The 23374-nt window shown below is 70.1% G+C and carries 23 protein-coding genes and 1 tRNA gene; 3 read left to right on the plus strand and 21 right to left on the minus strand.

The genetic code is table 11. The features are described 5' to 3' along the window. Positions 1–52: 52 nt before the first annotated feature. The 4 genes from BMW78_RS10915 to BMW78_RS10930 form a co-directional block, all read right to left on the minus strand. Positions 53–880 carry an ABC transporter permease gene (locus tag BMW78_RS10915; RefSeq protein ID WP_091759270.1) on the minus strand — a complete coding sequence of 276 codons (828 nt, stop codon included), beginning with the start codon at positions 878–880 and terminating at the stop codon, positions 53–55. Continuing rightward, on the minus strand, positions 880–1629 hold the full coding sequence (locus BMW78_RS10920) for an ABC transporter ATP-binding protein (protein WP_245735792.1): 750 nt from the start codon (positions 1627–1629) through the stop codon (positions 880–882). Before BMW78_RS10920 ends, BMW78_RS10915 begins: the two co-directional genes overlap by 1 nt. A gap of 96 nt (positions 1630–1725) precedes the next feature. Next, positions 1726–2784 carry an ABC transporter substrate-binding protein gene (locus BMW78_RS10925; protein ID WP_091759276.1) on the minus strand — a complete coding sequence of 353 codons (1059 nt, stop codon included), beginning with the start codon at positions 2782–2784 and terminating at the stop codon, positions 1726–1728. Between the two features lie 124 nt (positions 2785–2908). Continuing rightward, positions 2909–3511 (minus strand): helix-turn-helix domain-containing protein, encoded by a 603-nt coding sequence (locus BMW78_RS10930; protein ID WP_245735793.1) that lies wholly within the window; start codon positions 3509–3511, stop codon positions 2909–2911. 357 nt (positions 3512–3868) lie between these two features. On the opposite strand from BMW78_RS10930, the gene BMW78_RS10935 reads away from it, so the two are divergent. Next, positions 3869–4066, plus strand: a complete 198-nt coding sequence (locus tag BMW78_RS10935) for a tyrosine-type recombinase/integrase (RefSeq protein ID WP_091759281.1) — start codon at positions 3869–3871, stop codon at positions 4064–4066. Between the two features lie 175 nt (positions 4067–4241). On the opposite strand, the gene BMW78_RS10940 is transcribed toward BMW78_RS10935, so the two are convergent. The 5 genes from BMW78_RS10940 to BMW78_RS10960 all read right to left on the minus strand — a co-directional run bounded on the left by BMW78_RS10940 (position 4242) and on the right by BMW78_RS10960 (position 9510). Continuing rightward, positions 4242–4315: transfer RNA gene (locus tag BMW78_RS10940), tRNA-Thr, on the minus strand. Positions 4316–4374: 59 nt separating this feature from the next. Next, positions 4375–5934, minus strand: a complete 1560-nt coding sequence (locus tag BMW78_RS10945) for an alpha/beta hydrolase (RefSeq protein ID WP_091759284.1) — start codon at positions 5932–5934, stop codon at positions 4375–4377. Positions 5935–5972: 38 nt separating this feature from the next. Next, positions 5973–7121, minus strand: a complete 1149-nt coding sequence (locus BMW78_RS10950; protein WP_091759287.1) for a DNA polymerase III subunit delta' — start codon at positions 7119–7121, stop codon at positions 5973–5975. Beyond that, positions 7118–7738: a dTMP kinase gene (tmk, locus tag BMW78_RS10955; RefSeq protein ID WP_091759290.1), complete on the minus strand. Its 621-nt coding sequence runs from the start codon at positions 7736–7738 to the stop codon at positions 7118–7120. The genes BMW78_RS10950 and tmk overlap by 4 nt, the downstream gene beginning before the upstream one ends. 32 nt (positions 7739–7770) lie before the next feature. Next, positions 7771–9510: an L-lactate permease gene (locus tag BMW78_RS10960; protein WP_091759293.1), complete on the minus strand. Its 1740-nt coding sequence runs from the start codon at positions 9508–9510 to the stop codon at positions 7771–7773. 80 nt (positions 9511–9590) lie between these two features. Here BMW78_RS10960 and BMW78_RS10965 point away from each other — a divergent pair, with 80 nt between their 5' ends. After that, a complete protein-coding gene (locus tag BMW78_RS10965) occupies positions 9591–10280 on the plus strand; it encodes a GntR family transcriptional regulator (RefSeq protein WP_091759296.1) in 690 nt (229 codons plus the stop codon). Between the two features lie 12 nt (positions 10281–10292). Here BMW78_RS10965 and BMW78_RS10970 read toward each other — a convergent pair whose 3' ends face one another. From BMW78_RS10970 to BMW78_RS10995, 6 genes are read right to left on the minus strand one after another with little or no spacing between them, the layout of a single operon-like run. Beyond that, positions 10293–12080 (minus strand): gamma-glutamyltransferase family protein, encoded by a 1788-nt coding sequence (locus BMW78_RS10970; RefSeq protein ID WP_091759299.1) that lies wholly within the window; start codon positions 12078–12080, stop codon positions 10293–10295. Beyond that, positions 12077–13129: an ABC transporter ATP-binding protein gene (locus tag BMW78_RS10975; RefSeq protein ID WP_218144324.1), complete on the minus strand. Its 1053-nt coding sequence runs from the start codon at positions 13127–13129 to the stop codon at positions 12077–12079. Before BMW78_RS10975 ends, BMW78_RS10970 begins: the two co-directional genes overlap by 4 nt. After that, positions 13126–14184: an ABC transporter ATP-binding protein gene (locus BMW78_RS10980; protein WP_091759303.1), complete on the minus strand. Its 1059-nt coding sequence runs from the start codon at positions 14182–14184 to the stop codon at positions 13126–13128. The genes BMW78_RS10975 and BMW78_RS10980 overlap by 4 nt, the downstream gene beginning before the upstream one ends. Further along, on the minus strand, positions 14181–15074 hold the full coding sequence (locus tag BMW78_RS10985) for an ABC transporter permease (RefSeq protein WP_091759306.1): 894 nt from the start codon (positions 15072–15074) through the stop codon (positions 14181–14183). The genes BMW78_RS10980 and BMW78_RS10985 overlap by 4 nt, the downstream gene beginning before the upstream one ends. After that, positions 15071–16027, minus strand: coding sequence for an ABC transporter permease (locus BMW78_RS10990; protein WP_091759309.1), 957 nt, complete (start codon positions 16025–16027; stop codon positions 15071–15073). Before BMW78_RS10990 ends, BMW78_RS10985 begins: the two co-directional genes overlap by 4 nt. 6 nt (positions 16028–16033) lie before the next feature. Continuing rightward, complete coding sequence (locus tag BMW78_RS10995) at positions 16034–17728, minus strand: ABC transporter substrate-binding protein (protein ID WP_091759312.1); 1695 nt, start codon at positions 17726–17728, stop codon at positions 16034–16036. 280 nt (positions 17729–18008) lie between these two features. Here BMW78_RS10995 and BMW78_RS11000 point away from each other — a divergent pair, with 280 nt between their 5' ends. Beyond that, entirely contained in the window at positions 18009–18401 is a 393-nt protein-coding gene (locus BMW78_RS11000) for a DUF488 domain-containing protein (RefSeq protein ID WP_091759315.1), read from the plus strand. Between the two features lie 76 nt (positions 18402–18477). On the opposite strand, the gene BMW78_RS11005 is transcribed toward BMW78_RS11000, so the two are convergent. The 6 genes from BMW78_RS11005 to BMW78_RS11030 form a co-directional block, all read right to left on the minus strand. Next, the gene (locus tag BMW78_RS11005) at positions 18478–18882 is read right to left on the minus strand and encodes an LPXTG cell wall anchor domain-containing protein (RefSeq protein WP_091759318.1); all 405 of its coding nucleotides are present in this window, start codon (positions 18880–18882) and stop codon (positions 18478–18480) included. After that, positions 18821–19252 carry a hypothetical protein gene (locus tag BMW78_RS11010; protein ID WP_091759321.1) on the minus strand — a complete coding sequence of 144 codons (432 nt, stop codon included), beginning with the start codon at positions 19250–19252 and terminating at the stop codon, positions 18821–18823. The genes BMW78_RS11005 and BMW78_RS11010 overlap by 62 nt, the downstream gene beginning before the upstream one ends. Positions 19253–19358: 106 nt before the next feature. Continuing rightward, entirely contained in the window at positions 19359–20234 is an 876-nt protein-coding gene (locus BMW78_RS11015; RefSeq protein WP_143056224.1) for a hypothetical protein, read from the minus strand. Positions 20235–20432: 198 nt separating this feature from the next. After that, a complete protein-coding gene (locus tag BMW78_RS11020; protein WP_091759326.1) occupies positions 20433–21203 on the minus strand; it encodes a MerR family transcriptional regulator in 771 nt (256 codons plus the stop codon). Positions 21204–21400: 197 nt separating this feature from the next. Further along, complete coding sequence (locus BMW78_RS11025) at positions 21401–22429, minus strand: branched-chain amino acid ABC transporter permease (RefSeq protein WP_091759329.1); 1029 nt, start codon at positions 22427–22429, stop codon at positions 21401–21403. After that, positions 22426–23295: a branched-chain amino acid ABC transporter permease gene (locus BMW78_RS11030; RefSeq protein WP_091759333.1), complete on the minus strand. Its 870-nt coding sequence runs from the start codon at positions 23293–23295 to the stop codon at positions 22426–22428. Before BMW78_RS11030 ends, BMW78_RS11025 begins: the two co-directional genes overlap by 4 nt. Positions 23296–23374 lie beyond the last annotated feature (79 nt).

Here is a 23374-nt window from a genome sequence, read left to right on the forward strand (position 1 = left end):
GTTGCGCACGCAGGAGTGCGCCGAAGCGAGGGGAAGCCGACGTGGTGTTCGCCTAGGCCTTGACGTCCGCCTCCCAGGTCACCACCAGTCGCTCGATGAGGCCGATCAGTCCGAAGAAGAGAACCGCCATGATTGAGGCAACGGTCATGGTTGCGTACAGCAGTGGCGTGTTGAAGTTGTAGGTCGCCTGGATGATCAGGTACCCCAGTCCCTCTTGCGATCCGATCCACTCCGCAACGATGGCGCCGATGACCGAGTTGCCGGCCGCGATCTTCAGCGACGCGAAGAGGTAGGGAAGGGAGGCGAACATACGGACTTTCCAGAGCACCTCGTTACGCGAGGCGGAGAGCACGCGGAGCAGCTCCAGCGACTGCTTGTCCACCGACTCGAGACCCTTCACCATGTTGACCAGCGTGGGGAAGAACGAAATCAGCGCGGCGATGAGGATCTTGGGCGTGTACCCCTGACCGAACATGATCACGAGCACGGGCGCCACTGCGACGATGGGAATCGTCCGGATGAACACCGCGACCGGCATGAGTGCGCGCTCTGCCAACTTCCAGTGCACGAACAACACGGCGAGAAGGATGGCCACGAGGTTGCCCAGCGCGAAGCCGAGAACGGATTCGATGAGAGTTGGCCAGGTGTTCTGCATCAGCATGGCCCAGTTCTCACTGAGTGACTGCCACACCTCTACCGGAGACGGAATGATGTACGTGGGGATGTTGAAGACGGAACAGGCCAGTTGCCACACCAGAATCAGCCCGACAACGACTCCGATGGGGAGGAGCATCCGTCCGAGCGTGGGACGGCGGCGGCGCTTCTGCACGGGCAGCTCTGGGCCTTCAGTGATGCGCCTGTCAGTGAGAGTTGTGGACATCAGCAGGTCTCCAGGAGGCGGCGCAGGTGGGCTGCGATGGCGGTGAACTCGGGGGTGTCGCGAACCTCGAGCTTGCGGGGGTAGGGAAGGTTGATGTCGACGAGCTCGCGGACGCGACCGGGATGGGAAGAGAGCACAAGCACTTGCTGCGAGAGGAACACCGACTCGGGGATGCTGTGTGTGACGAAGAGGATGGTGGTGCCCGTCGCTTCCCAGATCCTCAACAGTTCCTCGTTGAGACGATCTCGCGTGATCTCGTCCAGGGCACCGAACGGTTCGTCCATCAGCAAGACCCGGGGTCGACAGACGAGGGCGCGTGCGATGGAGACACGCTGTCTCATTCCGCCGGAGAGCTCGTGCGGATAGGCGTTCTCTCGACCCTTTAGCCCGACCAGTTCGAGGAGTTTCTCGGGTGACTCCGCCTCGCCTCGTGCTCCCCCGCCGACCTGGAACGGCAGACGTACGTTCTCGATAGCCGTGCGCCAAGGGAGGAGCGCGGCGTCCTGGAAAACGAATCCCAGTTCGCGTGACTTCCGCGCTTCCTCCGGCGTCCGCCCCAGAACAGTGATGTCGCCGGCCGAGGGGTCAAGCAGGTCTGCCACGACGCGGAGGAGCGTGGACTTGCCACAGCCCGACGGGCCCAGGAGCGACACAAACCCGTGCTCGGGAAGGCTAACCGTGATGTCCTGAAGGGCAGTCACCCGGCCGCGGTCGGTATTGAACGTGACCGTGACGTTCTCGAGCGTCACCGCACCGGTGCCTTGGTGCGAGGCCAAAGTTGCCGTGGAAATGTCAGTCATGGTGAGTTCCAATTCCTCTGAGACACAGTGCCGCTGGCCGAAGCCCTAGGCCTTGCGTGCTTCCTTGGTTGCATCGAGAACGTCGAACGTCACAAAGTCCTCGAGCTTAGGCGGAGTCCCCTTGAACTGCTTCAGTTCGGTCCACGTGTCCAGTTGGCTCTGCCAGACATCACGGTTCATGGTTCCCCAACCGTCCGTCTTGGTCGCGTCGTTGTACGCGTACTTGAGGAGTACCTCGCCCTGAGCGGCGATGTCCTCGGCCTTGAGGGTGGGCTGCAGCTTGACCACCATCTCGGCAGCCTCTTGGAGGTTTTCTCTCGCGAACGACCACCCCTTGGCGGTAGCGGAGACCCACTTCTCAACCAGGTCACGCTGTTCCGACATAACGGAGTCAGTGGTGTAGTAGGGGTAGCCGTAGAGGTGGATCCCGGCATCCCACAGCCGCATGGACACGTACTTGTCCTTGAGCGGTCGCATGGCAGTCACGTTGCTCAACCATCCTGTCCACACGTCCACCTGTCCGGTTGTCAGCGGGGTGACATCCGCCCCAATAACAACGACTTCCACATCGCCGGGGTCGATGTTGTTCTTTGCCAAAAGCGCGGAGAGAAGGATTTGACCGGTTGCCTGCGTACCGACCTTCTTGCCGATCAGGTCCTTCGGCTCGTGCACGGGCTTGTTGGGAAGCGACACGTAGGCGTACGGGTGTTCCTGCACTCCAACAGCGAAGGTCTTCACTGGAACGCCCTGGGAGCGCGCCAACATCAACGAAGGGCTTGAGGACACCTCGCCAAGCTGGCTGCGCCCGCCGGCTACGAGTGAGACTCCGTCGATGCTTGGACCGCCCGGCTGAATTGAGAGCTTGATTCCGTTGTCGGCGTAGTACCCCTTGGCAAGGGCAACCGCCTCACCTAGCTGGCCCTCGCTGATCAGCCAGCCGAGCTGGAGCGAGACGTTTCGAGAGCCGCTACCTGCGGACTTGCCTTCATTTGCCTGCTTGGCGGCGGCGTTACATGAAGCCAACAGAGCAGAGCCTGCGATAGTGCCAACTACTAGGCCGGACCTACCGAGAAACCCTCGACGGGAGAGCGGCTGGTTGTTCATCGTTCCTCCTGGAGCGTGAGAGCCGACGTGGGCTCTCCTGAATTTGGATACGCCGACATACACCAAAGGACTTCCTTTGATGGGACTGACGGGCCTGGCACCGAGCCCGCCCGCTACTTCTGGGTCAGAACGTTGGGGGCGTGATGACCCAGATGGCCTTCACGGTCTCCGTCCCGGCGTTGCGATACCAATGAGGTGTGGTGCTGGGATAAGTGATGGAGTCGCCCGGACCGAGCTCGTACCGCACTCCATCGAGGTAGACCTCGTGTCGCCCTTCTAGGACGACACCGAACTCTTCGCCCGGGTGCGTGAAAGGCGTTGCTGACGTGTCGTAGCCAGGGGGCGCCTCGATCCAAACCGCTTCCAGCGCCCCATTTAGATCGGGTGACATCAGCTCGTGGCTGGCATCTCCACTCGGGCCGTGCACGTCGAGGCTCCGACGCTCCGTGGAACGGACCAACGGAGAGGTGTCATCGGCTGCGTGAAACAGACGACCGATCGGGACGTCGAGTGCGTGCGCCATCTGAACAAGCGTGTTGAACGAGGGGTTGCCTCGACCACGCTCGATCTGGCTAATCAGGCCGATGCTCACGCCGCTACGGGCGCTCAGGGCCTCAATCGTGAAAGTCCGCATCTTACGAAGCGTTTTCAGCTGTGCGCCGACCGTGGACATGAGCTGCTCCGCAGACGCACGGCCGTTGTCTTCGGCATCTGGCTGAGCAGTCACGGTGACTCCGATCGGCACACGGTGTGAGGTGCTTCACTAAAGCAGAGGATTTTCACTACATCAATAGCCAGTGAAAAATTTCAGTGGCGAGATCTCATCGTTCGGTTCGTCATGTTCTGCCATTTCGGGGCTTGATGGAACCCGGTATGGCCTCGTCTAGCAGTCTCACGTCCCGTGCGGCTGCCACAGGCGCGTCCAGGGGTCCGGACCCTCTCGGCACTTCCCCGGATTCGGCGAGGGAGCTGGCCTGCCTTTGGAGGACCTCTCCCCCTCGGAGGAGCGGGACATCGTTCGCCGTCTGACCTCTCGCACGTTCGATGACTGGACCGCGGCGACCCGGGCGCTCGGCCTCGGTGGGTGACGCCGCGCGACCTCCGCCGCACGTTCGGGTCCCTCGCCCGGGCCGCCGGGGCCGACCTTCGGTGGATCCAGCGCGCGATGGGCCACGAGTCCATCACCACCACGGCGAGGATCTACGCCCACCTCTACGACGACGAGCTCGACATCGTCGCCTCTGCCCTCGACCGGCTCAGCCAGGCCGCGAACGGCACCTAGGGGTGAGGGGTGAACACGGTGGATCCCAGGGGCATGTGCCCAAATAGTGCCCAAGTGATGCTTTGCGAGGCCATCTCGGCCCTGCTGGCGCAGGCGTGGACAGCGCTGCTGGCCCTGGCAGGAATGGGCCCTGACCAGCAGAAACGCCCCCCGGCGGACCGGGGGGCGTTGTCTGAGCCGCCTAAGGGAATCGAACCCTTGACCTATTCATTACGAGTGAATCGCTCTGGCCGACTGAGCTAAGGCGGCAGGTGCCCGAGGGCACGGGGCATGAGTATACGGATGCCCTCGTCAAACACCGAACCGAGTCAGCACTTCAGGCCGTCTCGGGGCACCTGCTTCTTCACGTAGTAGTTGTCGATGGCGTCGTCGACGCACGCGTTGCTGCGGGTGTATGCCGTGTGCCCGTCGCCGTTGTAGGTGATGAGCGAGCTGTTGGCCAGCTCGTTGTTGAGCCTCACCGACCACTCGTACGGCGTCGCCGGGTCGCGGGTGGTGCCGACCACGACGATGGGCCCGCTCCCCGCCGCGGTGATCTTCTTGGTCTCACCGGTCGCCTTCACCGGCCAGTAGCCGCACGGCAGCGAGCTCCAGGCGAGGAACGGCCCCCAGGTGGGCGCCGAGGCGGTGAACTCCTTGGCCTGCTTCTCGTACACCTTCAGGTTGGCGGTGTCGGGCTTGTCGAGGCAGTTGACCGCGTAGATGACCTCCATGATGTTGCCGGTGTAGCGGCCGGTGTCGGTGCGGTCGGCGTAGGTGTTGGCCAGCGACATCAGCTGGCGGCCGTCGCGGTTCTGCACGGCCGCCCGCAGCGCGTCGGTGAGGATGCCCCAGGAGCCCTGGTCGTACATCGCGGCGGCGATGCCGAGGGAGCCCCAGCCCTCGGTCAGCTGTGGCACGTGGGCGTCCCCGGACGGGATGGGGTTGGCGTCGAGGCCCTTGAGGAAGTCGCGCATCCCCTGCATGACGTCGTCCACGGAGCTGCCGAGGGGGCAGTCACCCTCGTCGACGCAGTTCTTGGCCCAGGCGCGGGTCGCGACCTCGAAGCCGGCGGCCTGCCCCTGGTTGATCTCCTCCGAGGTCAGGTCGGGCGGGACGACGCCGTCGAGGACGAACTGCCCGACGGTCTTGGGGAAGAGGTCGGCGTAGGTGGCCCCGAGGAACGTGCCGTAGGACTTCCCGAGGTAGTTCAGCTTCGGGTCGCCGAGCGCCGCCCGGAGGATGTCCATGTCCTTGGCCGCGTCGACCGTGGAGACATGGGCCAGCAGGGGTCCGGCGTGGGTCTTGCACGCCTCCGCGAACGACTTGGCCGTCTGGGCGAACGACTGCTCCTCCGTCGGGGTGTCCGGCGTCGGGTCCTCACCGAGGAAGCTGTCGAGCTGGCGGTCGTCCAGGCAGTTGATGGGCTCGGACCGGCCGACGCCTCGAGGGTCGAACCCCACGATGTCGTAGCGCTGGCGCACCGGCTTGCCCACGATGAAGTCGGCGGCCTGGGCGTAGTCGATGCCCGAGCCTCCGGGGCCACCGGGGTTGACCACCAGCGACCCGAGGCGGTTCTTCTTGCGCGTCGCGGGGACCTTGAGCACCTTGACCTTGATGGTCTGCCCCTGCGGGTCGTCGTAGCTGAGCGGGACGGTGAGGTTGGCGCACTGGCCTCCGGGGCACTTGGTCCACGACAGCTTCTGCCCGTAGTACTTGCCCAGGGCCTCGGCCCCGGTGGGCGGGGTCTGCGGCGTGGCCGACGCCGGCGCCGGTGCATCGGAGCCGCCGCCGTTGCCGTTGCCGTCGAGCAGGCTGCAGCCCGACAGGCCGAGGGCCAGCACGGTCGCAACGGCGGCGGCGGCGAGGGGACGTCCCGTCAGGCTCATGCACCCGACCGTATACGGACGACCTGTGGCGGGGCCCGTCAGGACGGGAGGCGGAGCGAGAGCGCCATCGCCTCGAGGGCGAGCAGCGGGTTGACGTTGAGACCGATCCGCTCACGCGCGGTGCCGATGGCGTCGATCGCGTGGAGCAGCTCCTCGGGGCTCATCGCCTGCGCGAGCTGCTGGACCGCTGCCATGGCGTCCTGGTTGACCAGGTCGATGGGCGCGCCGGTGTGCAGGACGAGCGCGTCGCGGTAGATGGAGAGCAGGTCGAGCAGCGAGCGGTCGAGCACGTCGCGGGCGTAGCGGGTGGCCCGGGCCTTCTGGTCCTTCTCCAGCGCCGCGAGCTGGGAGCGGATGTGCGGCGGCTGGGTCCGTGCCGTCGGGTCGGCGCCGAGGACCTCCATGAGCCGCTGCCGCTCGGCGGCGTCGCGCTCGGTGGAGGCTGCGCCCGACTCGTCCTCGGCGATCTTGGCGAGGTCGGACGCTGCGTCGATGGCGTGGCCGACCCCGCGGATCTTGCCGGCCAGCGAGATCACCTCACGACGCCTGATGCGGGCGCCCTCGTCGCGGGCGAGCCGACGGGCGAGGCCGACGTGGCTCTGGGCCGCGCGCGCGGCATACAGGGCCATCGGTGCGTCGACGCCGTCGCGCCGCTGGAGCAGCTCGGCCACCGCCTCGGCGGGCGGTGTGCGCAGGCGCACGTGCCGTGAGCGGGAGCGCAGCGTGATGATGACGTCCTCGACGGACGGGGCGCAGAGGATCCACACGGTGCGGGGGGTCGGCTCCTCCAGCGCCTTGAGCAGGGCGTTGGCGGGGGCGTCGGAGAACGCGGTCAGCCGGTCGGCGTCCTCGATGATGATGATGCGCCAGCGCCCCACCGACGGGCGCAGGGCCGCGAGCTGCACGAGGTCGCGCACGAGGGCGACCTTGATCGAGAGCCCCTCGGTCGCGATGACGTCGACGTCGGCGTGGGAGCCGTCGATGGCGGTGCGGCACTCCCGGCACTCTCCGCAGCCACCGTTCGGGCACTGCAGCGCCGCGGCGAAGGCGCGAGCCGCCACCGAGCGGCCCGACCCGGGCGGGCCGGTGAGCAGCCAGGCGTGGGTCATCGAGTCCGGGTCGTTCGCCGCCCGGTGCAGCGTGGCCACCGCGGTGTCCTGGCCGATGACGTCGCGCCAGACGGTCACGGCTCGACCACCCCCAGCTTCTCGAGGCGGCGCATGACCTCCGCGTGGATCTGCTCCGGCGGCAGGGTGCCGTCGACGACGAGGTAGCGCCCGGGGTTGCCGCGGGCCATGGCGAGGAAGTGCTGGCGGATCGCCTCGTGGAAGGCGTCCTCCTCGGACTCGAGGCGGTCGTGCACGGCTCCCCGACGGCGGCGGCCCTCCTCGGCGCTGATGTCGACGACGACGGTCAGGTCGGGCACGAGGTCCTCGACCGCCCACATGTTGAGGTCGTGCACCTCCTGGGCGCCGAGCTCGCGGCCGGCCCCCTGGTAGGCGACGGACGAGTCGGTGTAGCGGTCGCTGATGACGACCTCGCCGCGCTGCAGCGCCGGCCGCACCAGCGTCTCGACGTGGTGGGCCTTGTCGGCCGCGAAGAGCAGCGCCTCGGCGCGCGGGGCGACGTGGTCGCCGTGGAGGACGAGGTCGCGGATCTGCTGCCCGAGCGGGGTGCCGCCCGGCTGGCGGGTGACGGTGACCTCACGGCCGGCCCGCTCGAGGGCCTCGCGCAGCAGGGCCACCTGGGTGGACTTGCCCGCGCCGTCGCCGCCCTCGAAGACGATGAAGGATCCGCTGGTCACGCGACGAGCCTAGGCCACCGCACCGACGCGCCTCACCGGTGCAGGGCCACCAGCACCCAGGTCGCGGTGACCGCCGAGAGCAGCAACACGGCCGCCGGCAGCAGTGTCAGCCGCAGCACCTCCCCCGTCCGGCGGGCCGCGCCCACGGCGCTCAGCCCCAGCAGGATGACTACGGGCGCCAGGGAGTTCCCGATGTTGCCGCCGGCGAGCTGACCGGCCAGGAGGTCGGCCGGCCGGTCGCCGACGAGGTGGGCCACGTCGGCCTGCAGCGAGGAGAACAGGGCGTTGGAGCTGGTGGTCGACCCGGTGATGAACGATCCGAGGGCGCCCACGAGCGGCGCGATCGCCGGGTAGGCGTGGCCGGTCGCCACAGCGGCGCCCTGCGCGACGGTGCGCACCATCCCGCTGTCGACCAGCACACCCGCCACCGACGCGAGCAGCACGACGGATGGCGACGACTTCCACGCCTGGCGAAGGGCACCCCGCCACACGGGCCCCCAGGCCCCCCTGCCCCACACACCGATGCGGCGCCACACGAGCACGCTGCCCAGGCAGGCCAGCAGCAGGAACGTCCCCGGGTGACCGACGAGCGCAATGGGGTTGTAGAGGTCGACCGCGTCGTTGACCGTGCCGTGCGATGTCGTCGTCTGGGGGAAGGCGGGCCCGAGCAGCAGGTGGCCCTTCGCCCAGGCTCGCAGGGCGGGAGGCAGGAAGACGGCGAGGGCGATCACTCCGAGCAGCGCATAGGGCACGGCTGCGGCACGCGCACGCTCACGCGTTCGTTCGGCCGACTCGCCGTCGTCCGGTCCGGTCGCCGAACCGCGAGGCTCGGAACCGTGCGCCCGTGGGAGGTCCGGCTCCAGCCGGCTTCGGTATGCCGTGGCGTGGCCGGCCGCCACGCCCACCGGCTCCGCGGTCCCCAGTTCGGACGGACGCTCCCCCCGCCTGGTCAGCACCCGGAGCACGAGGACGACGGCGATCCCGGATGCCCCCGCGCAGAGGGCGCCGATACCGGGCTCGAGCCGTGCCGCACCCGCCTGCACGAGCGCCATGACGGGGCCGGCGGTCAGCAGCATCCGCCAGCCTTGGCGCAGGCCGCCCCACCCACCGTCCATGAGCGCCACCAGGACGCCGGACACCACGCAGTTGATGCCCAGGACGACGGCCGCCGCGGCGGCATACCCGGCCCGCTCCGCGGTGTCGAGATGGGCCGTGAGGGCGCCCATGTAGAAGGACGAGCCCATCGACCCGAAGCCCACTGCCCAGTGGTAGCCGATCAGCGGCAGCGCCACCGCACGGGTGGTGCTGACACCGAGGGCAACGAGCAGTGGGGCCGCCACCGCGATCGGGGTGCCGAAACCCGACACACCCTGGATGAACGAGGGCAGCACCCACGCGAGCAGCAGCACGTTCTCGGTGCGGCGGGGCAGCAGCGTGGAGAGGGCCCGCCCGAGCGCCGTCATCCCGACGTGGGAGGCGAGGTGGTGCATCAGCAGCGCCGGCCAGATGACGTACAGGATCCACACACCCACCCACGCCCCCTTGCCGAGGCCGACGGCCACCGTGAGCGGTCCGGCACCGAAGGCGACGACCGCCACCACCACGCTGTAGGCGACGGTGGTGAGCGCGTTGACGATCGTGGAGAAGCGTCCCCAGAGCACCAGTGCGAGGAGGAGGACCACCGGGCTCACGGCCAGCAGCCAGGTCGGCAGCGGCACGGCGGTCAGCGCCGTCTGGGCCTGTTGTCCGAGGGTCAGGGAGGGGAGTGGCATAGATTGTCTTTCGTATACGAACTGCCAGGAGTGGCGAAGCGGTCGAGGACCGCCCGAGGACGGACGAGGAAGAAGGGGCAATGGCGCTCACCGACGGGGACCGCACGATCGGAAGCCGGCACCAGGCGCTGCGCGACCAGGTGCTCGCGGAGCTGCGGCAGCGGATCGTCGACGGCGACTACCCGCCGGGGCAGCGGCTCACGGAGGACCGCCTCGCCGCCGACTTCGGCGTGTCCCGCAACCCCGTGCGCGAGGCCCTGCGGATCGTCGAGGCCGACGGGCTCGTGACCATGGTGCCGCGGCGAGGCGCAGTGGTCGCGACCCCGGACGCGTCAGCCATCTCGGACCTGTTCGCCGTGCGAAGCGCGTTGGAATCCGTGGCAGCCCGGCTGGCCGCCCAGCGCGCGACCCCGCAGGACGTGGCCGACCTCCGGGGCCTCCTCGACGCCGCGCGTGAGGCCACCGAACGCGACGACCTCTCGCGCGTGGCCGAGCTGAACACCGAGCTGCACCAGCGCGTGATCGAGATCAGCGGCAACCGCTGGCTCTCGTCGATCGCGAGCGCGCTGTACCTGCACGTGCAGTGGGTGTTCCGCATCGGAGCCGCACACCGAGCGCCGCACTCCTGGCAGGAGCACATCCGCCTGGTCGACGCCATCGAGGCGGGCGACGCCGAGGGTGCCGAGGCTGCCGCACGCGCCCACACGGATGCGGCCGCGCACGCGGCCCTGGAGCACGCGGGCGACGACACGGTCGGCGAGGTGCGCTGAGCCGCGCCCCGCTCAGCGGCCCACGGCATAACCCTGCATCCCCCGCGGGTTGGCGCCGGCGCGCAGCACCCCTGACCCAGGATCGCGTGTGACGGCACAGAGACGGCCCAGGCTCCAGGGGTCCGAGACGCGGACGGTGTGGCCGCGGCGCTCGAGGTCGGCGAAGGTGTCCGCGCCGAGTCGGTCCTCGGCCACGAGCACACCGGGCTCGGTCTCCCGCGGGTAGAACGACCCGGGGAAGCTGGTGGTGTGCCACGCCGGCGCGTCGATCGCCTCCTGGAGCCCCTGGCCCTGCACCAGGTGGCGCAGCAGGAAGAGCAGCTGCCACTGGTCCTGCTGGTCGCCGCCCGGCGAGCCGCAGGCCATGTAGGGCTGCCCGTCCCGCAGCACCAGGGTCGGTGTGAGGGTCGTGCGTGGGCGCCTGCCGGGGGCGAGGGAGGAGGCAAGCCCCTCCTCGAGCCAGAACATCTGCATCCGGCTGCCGAGGCAGAAGCCGAGCTCGGGGATCGTGGGCGAGCTCTGCAGCCAGCCACCGCTGGGCGTCGCCGAGATCATGTTCCCCCACCGGTCGACGACGTCGACGTGGCAGGTGTCGCCACGCGTGACACCCGACCGCGACACGGTGGGCTCACCGGTGGTCGCGTCCCCGGCGCGGGCCGCCCGTTCGGCTCGGCCCAGCACGTATGCCGCGACGGCCGGTGCGCGTCCGTCCGGGCTGCCGGGGCGCAGGTCCTCCGAGGCCCGCTCGCCGATCAGCGACGCGCGCTCGGCCGCGTACTCGGTGGAGAGCAGGGTGTCGAGGGGCACCTCCCCGTCGCCGTACCACGCCTCACGGTCGGCGAAGGAGAGCTTGATGGACTCGGCGACCACGTGGATGCCGTCGGGCGTGCTGGGGTCCAGCGCGGCCGGGTCGGCCGCCGCGTCGAGCAGGCGCAGGGTCTGCAGCAGGGCCGGACCCTGGCCCCACGGGCCGGTCTTGGCAACGGTGTGACCCTGCCAGTCGATGGTGGCCGGGTCCTCCCACACCGCCGTGTAGGCGGCCATGTCCGCACCGGTCACGAGGCCGGAGTGCGCCTCCCCGCTGGAGTCACGGAACGCCTTGCGGGAGAACGCATCGACCGCCTCGGCGACGAAGCCCTGGCTCCACGCGAGGCGGGCGGCGTCGATCTGGGCCTCCCTGCTGCCCCCGGCTGCCTCCCCCTCCCGCACGAGCCGCTCCAACGTGTCGGCGTAGGTCGGGTTGGTGAACAGCGACCCCGGCTCCGGCACCCGGCCCTGGCTCAGCCAGAGGTCGGCCGAGGTGGGCCAGTCGTTCTCGAAGAGCTCCCGCACCGTCTCGATCGTGGCGCTGACGCGTCCGAGGAGCGGGTGGCCGAAGCGGGCGTAGCCGATGGCCGGCTCCAGCACCTCGGCGAGGCTGCGAGTCCCCTTGTCGCGCAACAAGAGCAGCCATGCGTCGACGGCGCCCGGCACGGCCGCCGCCAGCGGGCCGGAGCCGGGGATGAGGTCCAGGCCCTCCGTCCGGTAGTGCTCGATGGTCGCGGCCGCCGGCGCTGGCCCCTGCCCGGCGAGCACCCGCGGGCGCGGGTCGTCCGCCGTGGCGATGATGGCCGGCACCTCGCCCCCGGGTCCGTTGAGGTGGGGTTCCACGACGTGGAGGACGAAGCCGGCGGCGACCGCTGCGTCGAAGGCGTTGCCCCCGAGCTCGAGCAGGCGCATCGCCGACTGGGAGGCTGTCCAGTGCGTCGACGAGACCATGCCGAAGGTGCCCTCGAGCGTCGGCCGGGTCGTGAAGGTCATGCAGGGCTCCCTGTGGTGGCTGGCTGGTCGTGGCGGATGTCCGGAGCACTGCCATCCTCGTGCACGAAGTGACAGGCCACCGATGCCCCTCCCGAGCGGCGGAGCTCGGGCACCTCCTCGGCGCACCGGGCCACCGCGATCGGGCAGCGGGTGTGGAAGCGGCAGCCGGACGGCGGGTCCATCGCGGAGGGCAGGTCGTCGCCGAGCAGCACCCGGGTGCGGGACCGCTGACGACCAGGGTCGGCCACCGGCGCGGCAGCCAGAAGCGCCTGCGTGTACGGGTGCCGCGGTGTCGCGAAGATCTCCGCGCGGGAACCCTGCTCGACGAGCTGCCCGAGGTACATCACGGCGATGTCGTCCGCAAGGTACTCGACGGCCGAGAGGTCGTGGGTGATGAACAGGCAGGCGAACCCGATGTCGCGCTGGAGGTCGGCCAGCAGGTTGAGCACGGCGGCCTGTACGGAGACGTCGAGGGCGCTGGTCGGCTCGTCGGCCACCAGCAGGGTCGGCTCCGACATCAGGGCACGGGCGATGCTGACCCGCTGGCGCTGGCCACCCGAGAGCTCGTGCGGGTAGCGCCTTGCGACCTCGGGCCGCAGTCCGACGCGCCGCAGACCGTCGGAGACACGTTCGGCGCGCTCCTTGCGCGAGAGGCGAACGCCTTGGAGCTGGAGCGGCTCGGCGACGATGTCTCCGACCAGCATGCGCGGGTCGAGAGACCCCGCTGGGTCCTGGAAGACGATGGACACCTCGCGCCGGTGGCGGCGCATCTGTGAGCGCGACAGGTGCGTGATGTCCGTGCCGCCGAGGCGGACCGCACCGCCGGTGGGCTCGACGAGCCGCACGATGCACCGGCCCACCGTGGACTTGCCCGAGCCGCTCTCCCCCACCAGCGCCGTGACCTGGCCGCGGCGGATGCGCAGGGAGACACCATCCACCGCACGCACGGGGCCGAAGTGCATGGCGAGGTCCTCGAGCTCGAGGACCGTGTCGGTGTCGGCTGCGGCGACCTCGTTGGCGCGGGACTCCTCGTCGCGGACCTCGTTCACGCGTGCTCCTCCACGGTCGGGCGGGGGCGGTCCCCGCGGGGGTGCCAGCACGCCACCTCGTGCGGGTGGTCACCCACGTCGGCTGCCAGCGGTGCCGGTTCGAGCGGGGGTGCCGCTGACGAGCACCGCGCCGTGGCGGCCGGACAGCGGTCCGCGAAGGTGCACGCGTCCGGCTGGGCCTCCAGCACCGGCACGAGCCCGGGGATCTCCTGCAGCCGGTGCGTGCCCGCATGGCGCCCGGGCGTCGGTGAGGCGGAGAGCAGACCGGCGGCGTAGTGGTGTTGCGGACGGTCGAACAGGCGCTGCACACCGGCGCGCTCGACGATGCGGCCGGCATACATCACCACCACCCGGTCGGCGATGTCGGCGATGACGCCGAGGTCGTGGGTGATCACGAGGATGCTGGTGCCGAACCGGTCACGCAGGTCCCGGAGCACGTCGAGGATGCCGGCCTGGACGGTCACGTCGAGGGCTGTGGTGGGCTCGTCCGCGATCAGGACCTTCGGGCTGCAGGCCACCGCCATGGCGATCATCACCCGCTGCCGCATGCCGCCGGACAGCTGGTGGGGGTAGTGCTTGACCCGCTCCCGGGCCGACGGGATGCCGACCAGGGCCAGCAGCTCCACGGCCCGCTCCAGCGCCTCCCGGCGCGAGAGCCGCTCGTGCACCTGCAGCACCTCGGCGACCTGGCGCCCGACGGTGAGCACGGGGTTCAGCGAGCTCATGGGCTCCTGGAAGATGTAGGCGATGTCGCGCCCGCGCGCGGCCCGGAGGGTGCTGGGACGCGCCCCGACCAGCTCCTGGCCCTGGAGGCGCACCGAGCCGTCGATGCGCGCGCTGCGCGGCAGGAGCCCCGCGAGGCTCATGGCGGTGACGCTCTTGCCGCAACCGGACTCGCCCACGATGCCGACGATCTCGCCGGGAGCCAGGCTCAGGTTGACGCCGTCGACGGCCGAGACCGAGCCGGTCTCGGTGCGGAAGGTGACGCTCAGGTCGCGCACGTCGAGGACGGGTGGGGCGTCGACGAGGCTCTCGGGGGGTGCTGTTGCGGTCATCGCCGGTTCGCCTTCGGGTCCAGGGCGTCGCGCAGGCTGTCGCCGAACACGTTGAACGCCAGGGCAAGGATCATGATGGCCAGGCCGGGCAGCACCGCCGCCCACGGAGCCCGGGCGGCGAACTGCTGGGCGTTCGCCAGCATGGTGCCCAGGCTCGGTGACGGTGGTTGGATGCCCAGCCCGAGGAAGGACAGCACGGCCTCGCCGAGGATGGCTGCCGGGATGGCGACCGTGGCCTGCACCAGGACCACCGAGGTCGCGTTGGGCAGGATGTGTCGTCGCAGCACCCACAGGTCGCTCGCTCCGTCCACCACTGCGGCGGCCACGAAGTCGAGCGACTTCAGGCGGAGCGCGTCGGAACGGACGACCCGGATGACGCCCGGTATCTGCGCGATGCCGATGGCCACTGCGGCGTTGCCCAGACTGGCACCGCGGATCGCGGCGAACCCCACGGCGAGGATGAGGAACGGGAAGGCGAGCAGCAGGTCGGTCAGGCGCGAGATCACCGAGTCGGCCGCACGGAAGTAGCCGGCGACCAGGCCGAGCGGCACACCGATGACGAGCGCGGTGAAGACCGCCAACGCCGCGACCTGGAGCGAGGCCCGGCTGCCGAGGATGATCCGGGACAGCACGTCGCGCCCGAGGTCGTCGGTCCCCAGCAGGTGCCCGGGGGTCCCCGGCGGGGCGAGGGTGTTGGCGAAGTCGGTCTGCTCCGGGGCGTACGGCGCCAGCAGGGGCGCGAACACGGCCACGACGACCGCGACCGTGAGGACGCAGAAGCTGACGACCGCCAACGGGTTTCGGCGCAGTCGTCGAAGGACCCGTGACCCCTGGGATGCCTCCGCCGGCGCCGACGCAGGCACTTGGGTGAGGGCGGTGTCGACGCTCATGAGGCATCTCCGGTGACGCGGACCCGTGGGTCGATGATCGAGTAGAGGAGGTCGACGGCGAAGTTGATGACGATGTACGAGCTCGCGGTGACCAGGACGACGGCCTGGATGACGGGGTAGTCGCGCTGGAAGACCGCGTCGATCGTGAGCTTGCCGAAGCCGGGGAGACCGAAGATCTGCTCGGTCACCACGGCGCCGGAGATGAGGCCGCCGAGCTGCAGGCCCACGATGGTGACGACCACGATGAGGCTGTTGCGCAGGGCGTGGCGGCCGATGACCGCTCGCGGCCGCAGCCCCTTGGCTTCCGCGGTGCGGACGAAGTCGGTGGACAGGGCGTCCAGCATCGACGAGCGCGTCTGGCGCATGATCACGGCGGACAGGCCGGTGCCGAGGATGACGGCGGGCAGGACCAGGTGGTGCAGGTTCTGGGCCACGCTCTCCGACACCGGCACGAAGCCCGAGGCGGGGAACAGGCCCGTGGCGACCGAGAGGTACAGGATCGCCACCAGGCCGAGCCAGAAGTGCGGCACCGACAGCCCGAGCAGGGCGAGGGCGTTGGCCACCCACTCGGCGGGACGGCCCCTGCGCACAGCGGCCACGACACCCGCGCCGACGCCGAGCACCACGGCGATGGCGATCGCGAGGAGGGACAGCTCCAGCGTGACGGGCAGCGCGGTGCGCAGCATGGAGCTCACGGGCTGCCCGGTGCGGATCGAGGTGCCGAGGTCACCCTGCAGCGCGTTGGTCAGGAACCGCCAGAACTGCACCGGCAGCGACTGGTCGAGTCCGTACTCGCGTCGGATGGCCGCCAGCGCCTCCGGGGTCCGGTCCTCGCCCGCGAGGGCGAGGGCCGGGTCACCGGGGAGCGCACGGACGCCCAGGAACACCACGACCGTGGCCAGCACCAGGGTCAGCAGGGACTGCCAGGCCCTGCGCAGGAGGTAGCCGCGCACAGCCGGTTACTTGGCCATCCCGGCGAAGCCGAGGCGGACGACACCGTCGGGGAAGACCTGCACGCCCTTGACCTTCGTCGACACACCGGTCAGGTTCCGCTGGCGGTAGAGGTAGATCAGCGGGTCGTCCTGGTGCAGCTTGTCGATGACCTGGGCGTAGAGGTCCTTGCGCTCGGCGAGGTCCTGCGACTGGCGCGCCTTGTCGAGCAGGCTGTCGACCTCGGCGTTGTTGTAGCCCGCGACGTTCTGGCTGCCGCCGGTGCCGACGAAGTTCGTGATGTTGGCGTCGGGGTCGATGCGACCGGACCAACCGAGCTGCAGCAGGGAGAAGTCGCCGCGGTCCTGCTGGTCGAGCAGCGAGGCGTACTCGACCGGCTGGATCTTCAGGTCGAAGCCACCCTCCTTGACCATGGCCTGCAGGGCCTGGGCCAGCCGCAGGCTGTCCGGGTTGTTCGAGGTGATCATCTGGATCGGGAACGGCGTGGTCACGCCGGCCTCCTTCAACAGCGCCTTGGCCTTGGCCGGGTCGTGCGGGGTGCACTTCTGCACGGCGTCGGTGGAGAACTCGCTCTTGGGCGAGATGGGCGAGCAGGCAACGGTGTTGAAGTTGTTGAAGATGACCTTCACGAGCCCGGCCCGGTCGATGGCGTACTCGAACGCCTGGCGGATGCGCGGGTCCTTGGCCTCCGGGCGGTCGATCGGCTTGGCGGGACTGCCGACGCCGTCGACGTTGCCCACGTTGAAGGTGACGCCCTGGTAGCCCAGCGACTGCGACTGCAGGATCTGGAGGCTCTTCTCCTTCTGGAGGGCGGGGACGTCCTGGGCGGAGAGCGAGTCGGCCACCATGACGTCGCCAGAGCGGAGGTTCGCGGCGCGGATGCTGGCGTCGGTGATGATCCGGTAGGTGATCTTGTCGAAGTTCACCTTGTCCGCGTCGTAGAACTTCGGGTCCTTCACGAGCTCGATGGAGTTCTGCGGCACACGCTTGGAGAACTTGAAGGGGCCCACGCAGACCGGTGCGGTCGCGAACTTCGACCCGAGCGCCTTGGTCGCCTTCGGGCTGAGGATCATGCCGGCGCGGTCGGTGAGCGCTGCGGTCAGCGGAGCGAACGGCTTCGCGAGGGTGATGACCACGGTCTTGGCGTCCTTGGCCTCGACCTTGGTGATGGGCCCCAGCTCACTCTTGCGGCCGGAGCCTTCGAGGGTCAGGTTGCGCTCGATGGTCGACTTCACGGCCTCCGCGTTGAACGGTGTGCCATCGGCGAACGTCACGCCCTCACGCACGGGGATGGTGACGGTCTTGCCGCCGTCGCTCACGGTGGGCAGGGCGGTGGCCAGCTGGGGCACGACCTTGGCGTCCTGGTCGACGTCGTAGAGCTTCTGGCACATGGCGTGGAAGACGTAGCGCGAGTAGAGGCTGCGCGACAGCGTGGGGTCGAGCTGGTCTGGTTCCGCAGAGAGCGCCATCACCAGCGTGCCGCCCTTGGTCACGTCGCCGGCGGAGGCCGGCTCGCCGTAGACGTCCGCGCCGGCGGCGCCACCGGCCGTGCCACCGCTGGCGCTGCCGCCCTGGCCCTGCGCTGAGCCCACGGCGCTGCACCCGGCCGCGGTGAGGGAGACGGCGGCGACGGCCGTCGCCAGGAGGCGTCGTCCCGACCCGGACGGGAGGGGCGGGAGGGGAAGGAAGAAGTGCGAGGTCATGAGGCGCTCCGCTCCAGGGGATTTGGGAGAGTTCGCCCGCTAAGAGGCGATTCCCGGACCGTATCCTGTATACAAACGACAGAGAAGACCTCGCCGGAACTTTTTTCCTCCTGGCGACGGACACATGCTCATCGGTCCCCGGGGCGTCGGACCACGAGCCGCGATGTCTCACCATCTGGTGATCTCTGTGGGCATCGGCCGCACGCCCAGCCCGAAGTTGCGAGGGACCAGGCACCTCTCTGATGACCCTCCACCAGACGCCCGGTGCCATGATGCGGTCATGGCTGTGCGCATCGTGAGGCTCGGCGAACCCCGCACCGAGGGCGAGGGCCTGCGCATCGGCACGGTTCGCCGCCCTCCGCGGGGCGTGCCCAAGGAGGAGTTCGCCGCCCGCGACTTCTACGACACCTGGCTCCCCGAGCTCTCCCCCAGCCAGGAGCTGGTCAGCCAGGCCATGGCGGCGCAGACCGACAAGGAGTGGCAGGCGTTCATGCGGGCCTACCGCAAGGAGATGGGGACCCCGGCAGCCCGTCACCTGCTCGAGCTGCTGGCCGCGCTCTCGCACCGCACGGACATCGCGGTGGGCTGCTACTGCGAGGACGAGAACCGCTGCCACCGCTCCGTGCTGCGCGAGCTGCTCGCCGAGCACGGCGCCGACGTCACCCCCGTCTAGACGTCCCCTCCCGATGCACGCACGGCCCGGTATGCCGCGTGCGCGCGGTGCGCACGCGGCATACCGGGTCGCGGGGTCAGGCTGTGGTCCGGCGACGGCGCAGCAGGTGGGCGCCCACGCCGGCGAGCACCAGCGCGGCGGCCAGGGCCGTCATCGGTGCGGCGTCGGAGCCGGTGTTGGCCAGCTGCGGCGTCGCGCTGGCCGGTCGGTCGCCAACCGCGGGGACGGGCGCTGCGGCCGGGGCCGCCGTGATGGTGAACTTCCCGACACCGACGCCCACCGGCGTCGTGCCACCCGTCGCCCAGTCCCCCGAGGCCCGGCAGTCCACGAAGACGTAGGCCGGCCCGGGACGGGCGGTGAAGAGCTGGTTCGGGTCCTGGGAGCTGGCCCTCACCGGCAGCTCGGCCAAGACCGTGCCGTCACCGGAGGGCACCGCCTCGGCTCGGGAGAACGACGCGTGCGCGTCGGCGCGGATGGCCATGAACCGGGCCCTTGGTGGCGCCGGGCTGGCACGTGGCCGAAACCCGGATGGTGCCCCCGACCGGTACGCGTGACGGCGAGACCGAGACGGGGAGCTCGACGCTGGGGTGACCGGCGGCGACGATGTAGAAGCTGCGGTGCCCCTCGGCCAGCGGCATCCCCGTGCCGTAGGCGTAACAGCTCACCTGGACGCTCGCCTGCCCGCTGCCGCCCTCGGTGATGTCGATGGCCTTCCGGTAGGAGCCGTTGGGGGCCAGGTCGACGGCAGCCCCACCGACGCCCATCGGGCCGTGCTCGACGACGATCGCCGCGGAGTCGGCGCCGGCGGGGCAGCGACCACTGACCACGAACGGGTCGTCTGCGCTCACCACCAGTCCGGGCAAGGTGATCGAGACCTCTGCGGCCTGGGCGGGCGCGGTCGCGGCCGAGCTGGGTGGAGCGCCGAGCTCGGGTGGAGCCCGGCGCCGTGTCGGCGGGTCAGCCGCGGGTCAGGCGACGCCGCAGCGTGTGGGCGCCCGCACCCGCCAGCACGAGGCCGGCGGCGAGGGCGGTCATCGGGGCGGCGTCGGAGCCGGTGGTGGCCAGCTCCTGCGCGGAGCCGGACGAGCCCGACGCGCCGGAGGGCGCAGCACCCTGCACCACCGCGGCCGGGGTGATGGTGAACCGGGCCAGGCCGATGCCGACCGGACCGGCGCCCTCCTCGGCGTCCATGTCACCGCAGAAGACGACCACGGTGCCTCCGCCCGCCACCGGAGCCAGGCCGCCGCGGTTGTCGGGGTCCTTCGCCATGACCACCTGCACGGTCAGCGAGCCGTCGGGCGCGGGGTTGGCGGGCGCCTCGGCGAAGGCCTCGTCGGCGGCGGTGTTGCCCACGAGCACCGTGGCGTCGACGGTGCCCGGACGGCACTGCGCCGACACGGTGATGGTGCCGCCGAGGGCCACCCGGCTGGGCGTGACCCGCACCGGCACCTCGTAGGGCATCTGGTCGCCGGCGACGGCGTAGAAGGCGGCGGAGTCGGTGCCGAGCGGGGTGGCGGTCCCGTAGGCCATGCAGGCGACCTCGGCGACGGCCTCGCCGGACGCGGCCTTGGAGATGTCGAGCGCGGCACGGTACGACAGGTCGGCCCGCAGGTCGACGGACGCGCTGGCGAGGGTGTCCCCCTCCTGCCGGACGGTCACGACGGCGGTCTGGCTCCCGGCGGCGCAGGTGCCCGAGACGACCAGCGGGTCGGCAGCGGCGACGACCTGGTCCACGACGAGGGTGGCTCCGGCCGCGTGAGCGGGTGCCGCCGCCGCGACCATCACGCCGAGCGCCAGGCCCCCTGCGACCACCACGCCGCGTCGAGTCGTCAACCGCATCGTTCCCCCCGGGACGGACGAGACCCGGCCACGTCGCCGGGTCACCTTGGGCCGGAGCGTAGCGGTTCGGTGTCCCCGGTGGGGCGATTCGGGCGGTATGCCGGGTGCGCGCGGTGCGCACCCGGCATACCTGGTGCTCCGAGTCGGTCCGGGTCAGTCCGGGTCAGTCCGGGCCAGCCTGTTCAGCTCTGCTCAGCCCTGGTGACGGTCGGCGTTGGCGTGGATCGCGTCGCGCACGTAGTGCGCCATGCCCGGACGGATCTCGTCGTAGGTCGCCGTGAAGCGGGGGTCGCTGACGTACATGTCGGCGAGCCCGCGGTGCATCTCGTAGGAGCAGTCGTAGAACCGCTGCATCGAGGCGCGGTGCAGCTCGGCGGCGTCCATGGCCACCTCGCTCGTGGGCGGCTCGCCGGCGTCCATGGCGTCGGTGAACGCCTGGTGGGTGCGGTCCGACTCGGCCTTGACCTCCTCCCAGTCGGCCTTGGTGTAGCCCTTGGTCCGCTCCTGCGACTGGTGCCAGGCGTCGGTCTCGCCCCAGCGCTCCTCAGCCTCGGCCTGGGCGTCGTGGAACCCCTCGCCGAAGAGCTCCTTCATCTCGTCGGGGGTGGCTGGCTGGTTGCTCATCTCTCTCTCCAGTGCTCGGTCGATCGCCGTGACGAGGTCGCGCATCTCGCCCAGCCGCTGCAGCACCGCGGTCCGCTGCCGGCGCAGGTGCTCCACCGCCCCCTCGGGGTGCTCGAGGAGCATCGCGACGTCCTCGAGGGCGAACCCGAGCCTGCGGTAGACGACGACGTGCTGCAGCCGGGTCAGGTCCTCCTCGGTGTAGAGGCGGTAGCCGGCGTTCGAGCGCTCGCTCGGGCTGAGCAGCCCGATCTCGTCGTAGTGGTGCAGGGTGCGCACGGTGACGCCGAACCGCTCGGCCACCTGGCCGACGGTCAGCGTCACCCCTGTCGTCTCGGTCATGACCTCACTGTGTCGCCTGACGCGGCGTGAGGGTCAAGTGCTGCGCCCGACGGCTCCGTGGCGCCGGTGCGCAGGCGGCCCCCGGCACTGTGGCCAGGGCCCCCGGGACTGTGCCCACACTGCGTCGCCCTGCCCACCGAAGTCGGTGGGCAGGGCGACGTGAGGCGGGCAGAGTCGCCCAGAGCAGCACCCGGGGACTAGAGGCGCTGCCCGGTCTTGATGCGCCGGCGGTTCAGCCAGGAGGTCAGGCCGTTGCGAGCGGTGCCCCAGATGCCGTGCCGGAACGCGAGCACGATGACGATGAAGATCGTGCCGGTGATGATGCCGATGCCGTTGAACCCGGACGACGCGAGCCGGTCCTCGAGGAGCACCACGACGGCCGCGCCGATCGGCCCGCCCCACAGGGTGCCGATGCCGCCGAGCACGGTGACGAGCACGACCTTGCCGGAGGTGGTCCAGACCAGCTCCTGCAGGGAGGCGAACCCGTGGCTGATCGAGAACACGCCACCGGCGAGACCGGCGAGGCCGGCCGAGAGCACGAACACCATGATCTTGTAGCGCTCGACGTCGTAGCCGAGGGCGCGGGCTCGGGCGGGGTTGTCGCGGATGGCGACCAGCACCCGGCCGAACGGGCTGTTGACGATGCGCCAGGCGATGAAGACGCCGATGAGGATGATCGGGATCGCGGCGTAGTAGAAGTAGAAGGCGTCGGTCTCGACGAGCTCGACCCCGAAGAACGCCTTGGGGATGCCCTGCAGACCGTTCTCACCACCGGTGACGTCGCCCCACATGTTCGCGAGGAAGTAGAGCATCTGCGCGAAGGCCAGGGTCACCATGGCGAAGTAGATGCCGGTGCGCCGCACGGCGAGGTAGCCGGTGGGGATGGCGAGCAGCATGGCCACCACGGCGCCACCGACCACCGCGACGGGGAACGGCATCCCCAGCTTGATGGCGATGAGCCCGGTCGAGTAGGCCGAGGCGCCCCAGAAGGCGGCGTGCCCGAACGACAGCAGGCCGGTGTACCCGAGCAGCAGGTCGACCGAGATGGCGAACAGCGCCCACGCGGCGATGTCCATGGCCACCGGCGGGTAGACGAACCACGGCAGGGCAAGCACCACGACCAGCCCGACCGCCAGCATCAGCCAGCGCAGGGCAGGGCGAGCCCTGGGGATGACGGACTGGGCGGGGAGCTCGACATCGACCTTCTGGGTCAGCTGCTGGCTCATGCCGCCTCCTCCTTGCCGAACAGGCCCGCAGGCCGGATGAGGACCACCAGGGCCATGAGGACGAAGATGAGCACCTGGGAGAACCGGTCGGCGTAGGCCTGGCCGAAGGCCTCGACGAGCCCGACGAGGAACCCGGCGACGACGGCGCCGAGGATCGACCCCAGACCGCCGATCACCACGACGGCGAACAGGACGATGATGAAGTTGCTCCCCATGTCTGCGTTGACGGCACGGAACGGCGCGGCCAGCACCCCGGCCAGTCCGGCGAGGGCGATGCCGAACCCGAACACGGGCGTGACCCAGCGGCCGACGTTGATGCCCAGCGCGCGGGAGCGCTCGGCGTCCTCGGTCGAGGCGCGCACGATCATGCCGATGCGCGTCTTGGTGAGCAGCATCCACACGGCGAGACACACGAGCACGGAGAAGACCGACACGAACAGCTGGTAGCGCGACAGGCTGAGCGAACCCAGGTCGATGCGCCCCTCCAGCCCGGCCGGCACCTGGTACGGCAGCGAGGAGACGCCGTAGCGCCGCTTCACGAGGTCGACGAGGACCAGCGTGATGCCGAAGGTCAGCAGGAAGTTGTAGAGCGGGTCCAGCTTGAGCAGCCAGCGCACGAGCAACCGCTCCATCAGGACGCCGAAGACGAACATCAGCAGGGTGACCAGCGGCAGGGCGGCCCAGAAGCCGAGCCCGAGGGTGTCGAGCAGGACGGTCGCGGCCACGGCGCCGAGCATGTAGCAGGCGCCATGGGAGAAGTTGACGACGCCGAGGACGCCGAAGATGACGGCGAGGCCGAGTGCCGACAGGGCGTAGAACCCGCCAGTCGAGAGGCCCTGCAGCGTGTACTGGATGAACGCGGTCATGCGACGAACTTCCTGTCCTGGGTCAGGTCTGGGTCACGCCCGGCTGCGCCGGGGAGGTATGCCGCCCGCTCACCGTGAG

The organism is Pedococcus cremeus (genome assembly GCF_900111375.1).
Classification (GTDB): Bacteria; Actinomycetota; Actinomycetes; order Actinomycetales; family Dermatophilaceae; genus Pedococcus_A; species Pedococcus_A cremeus.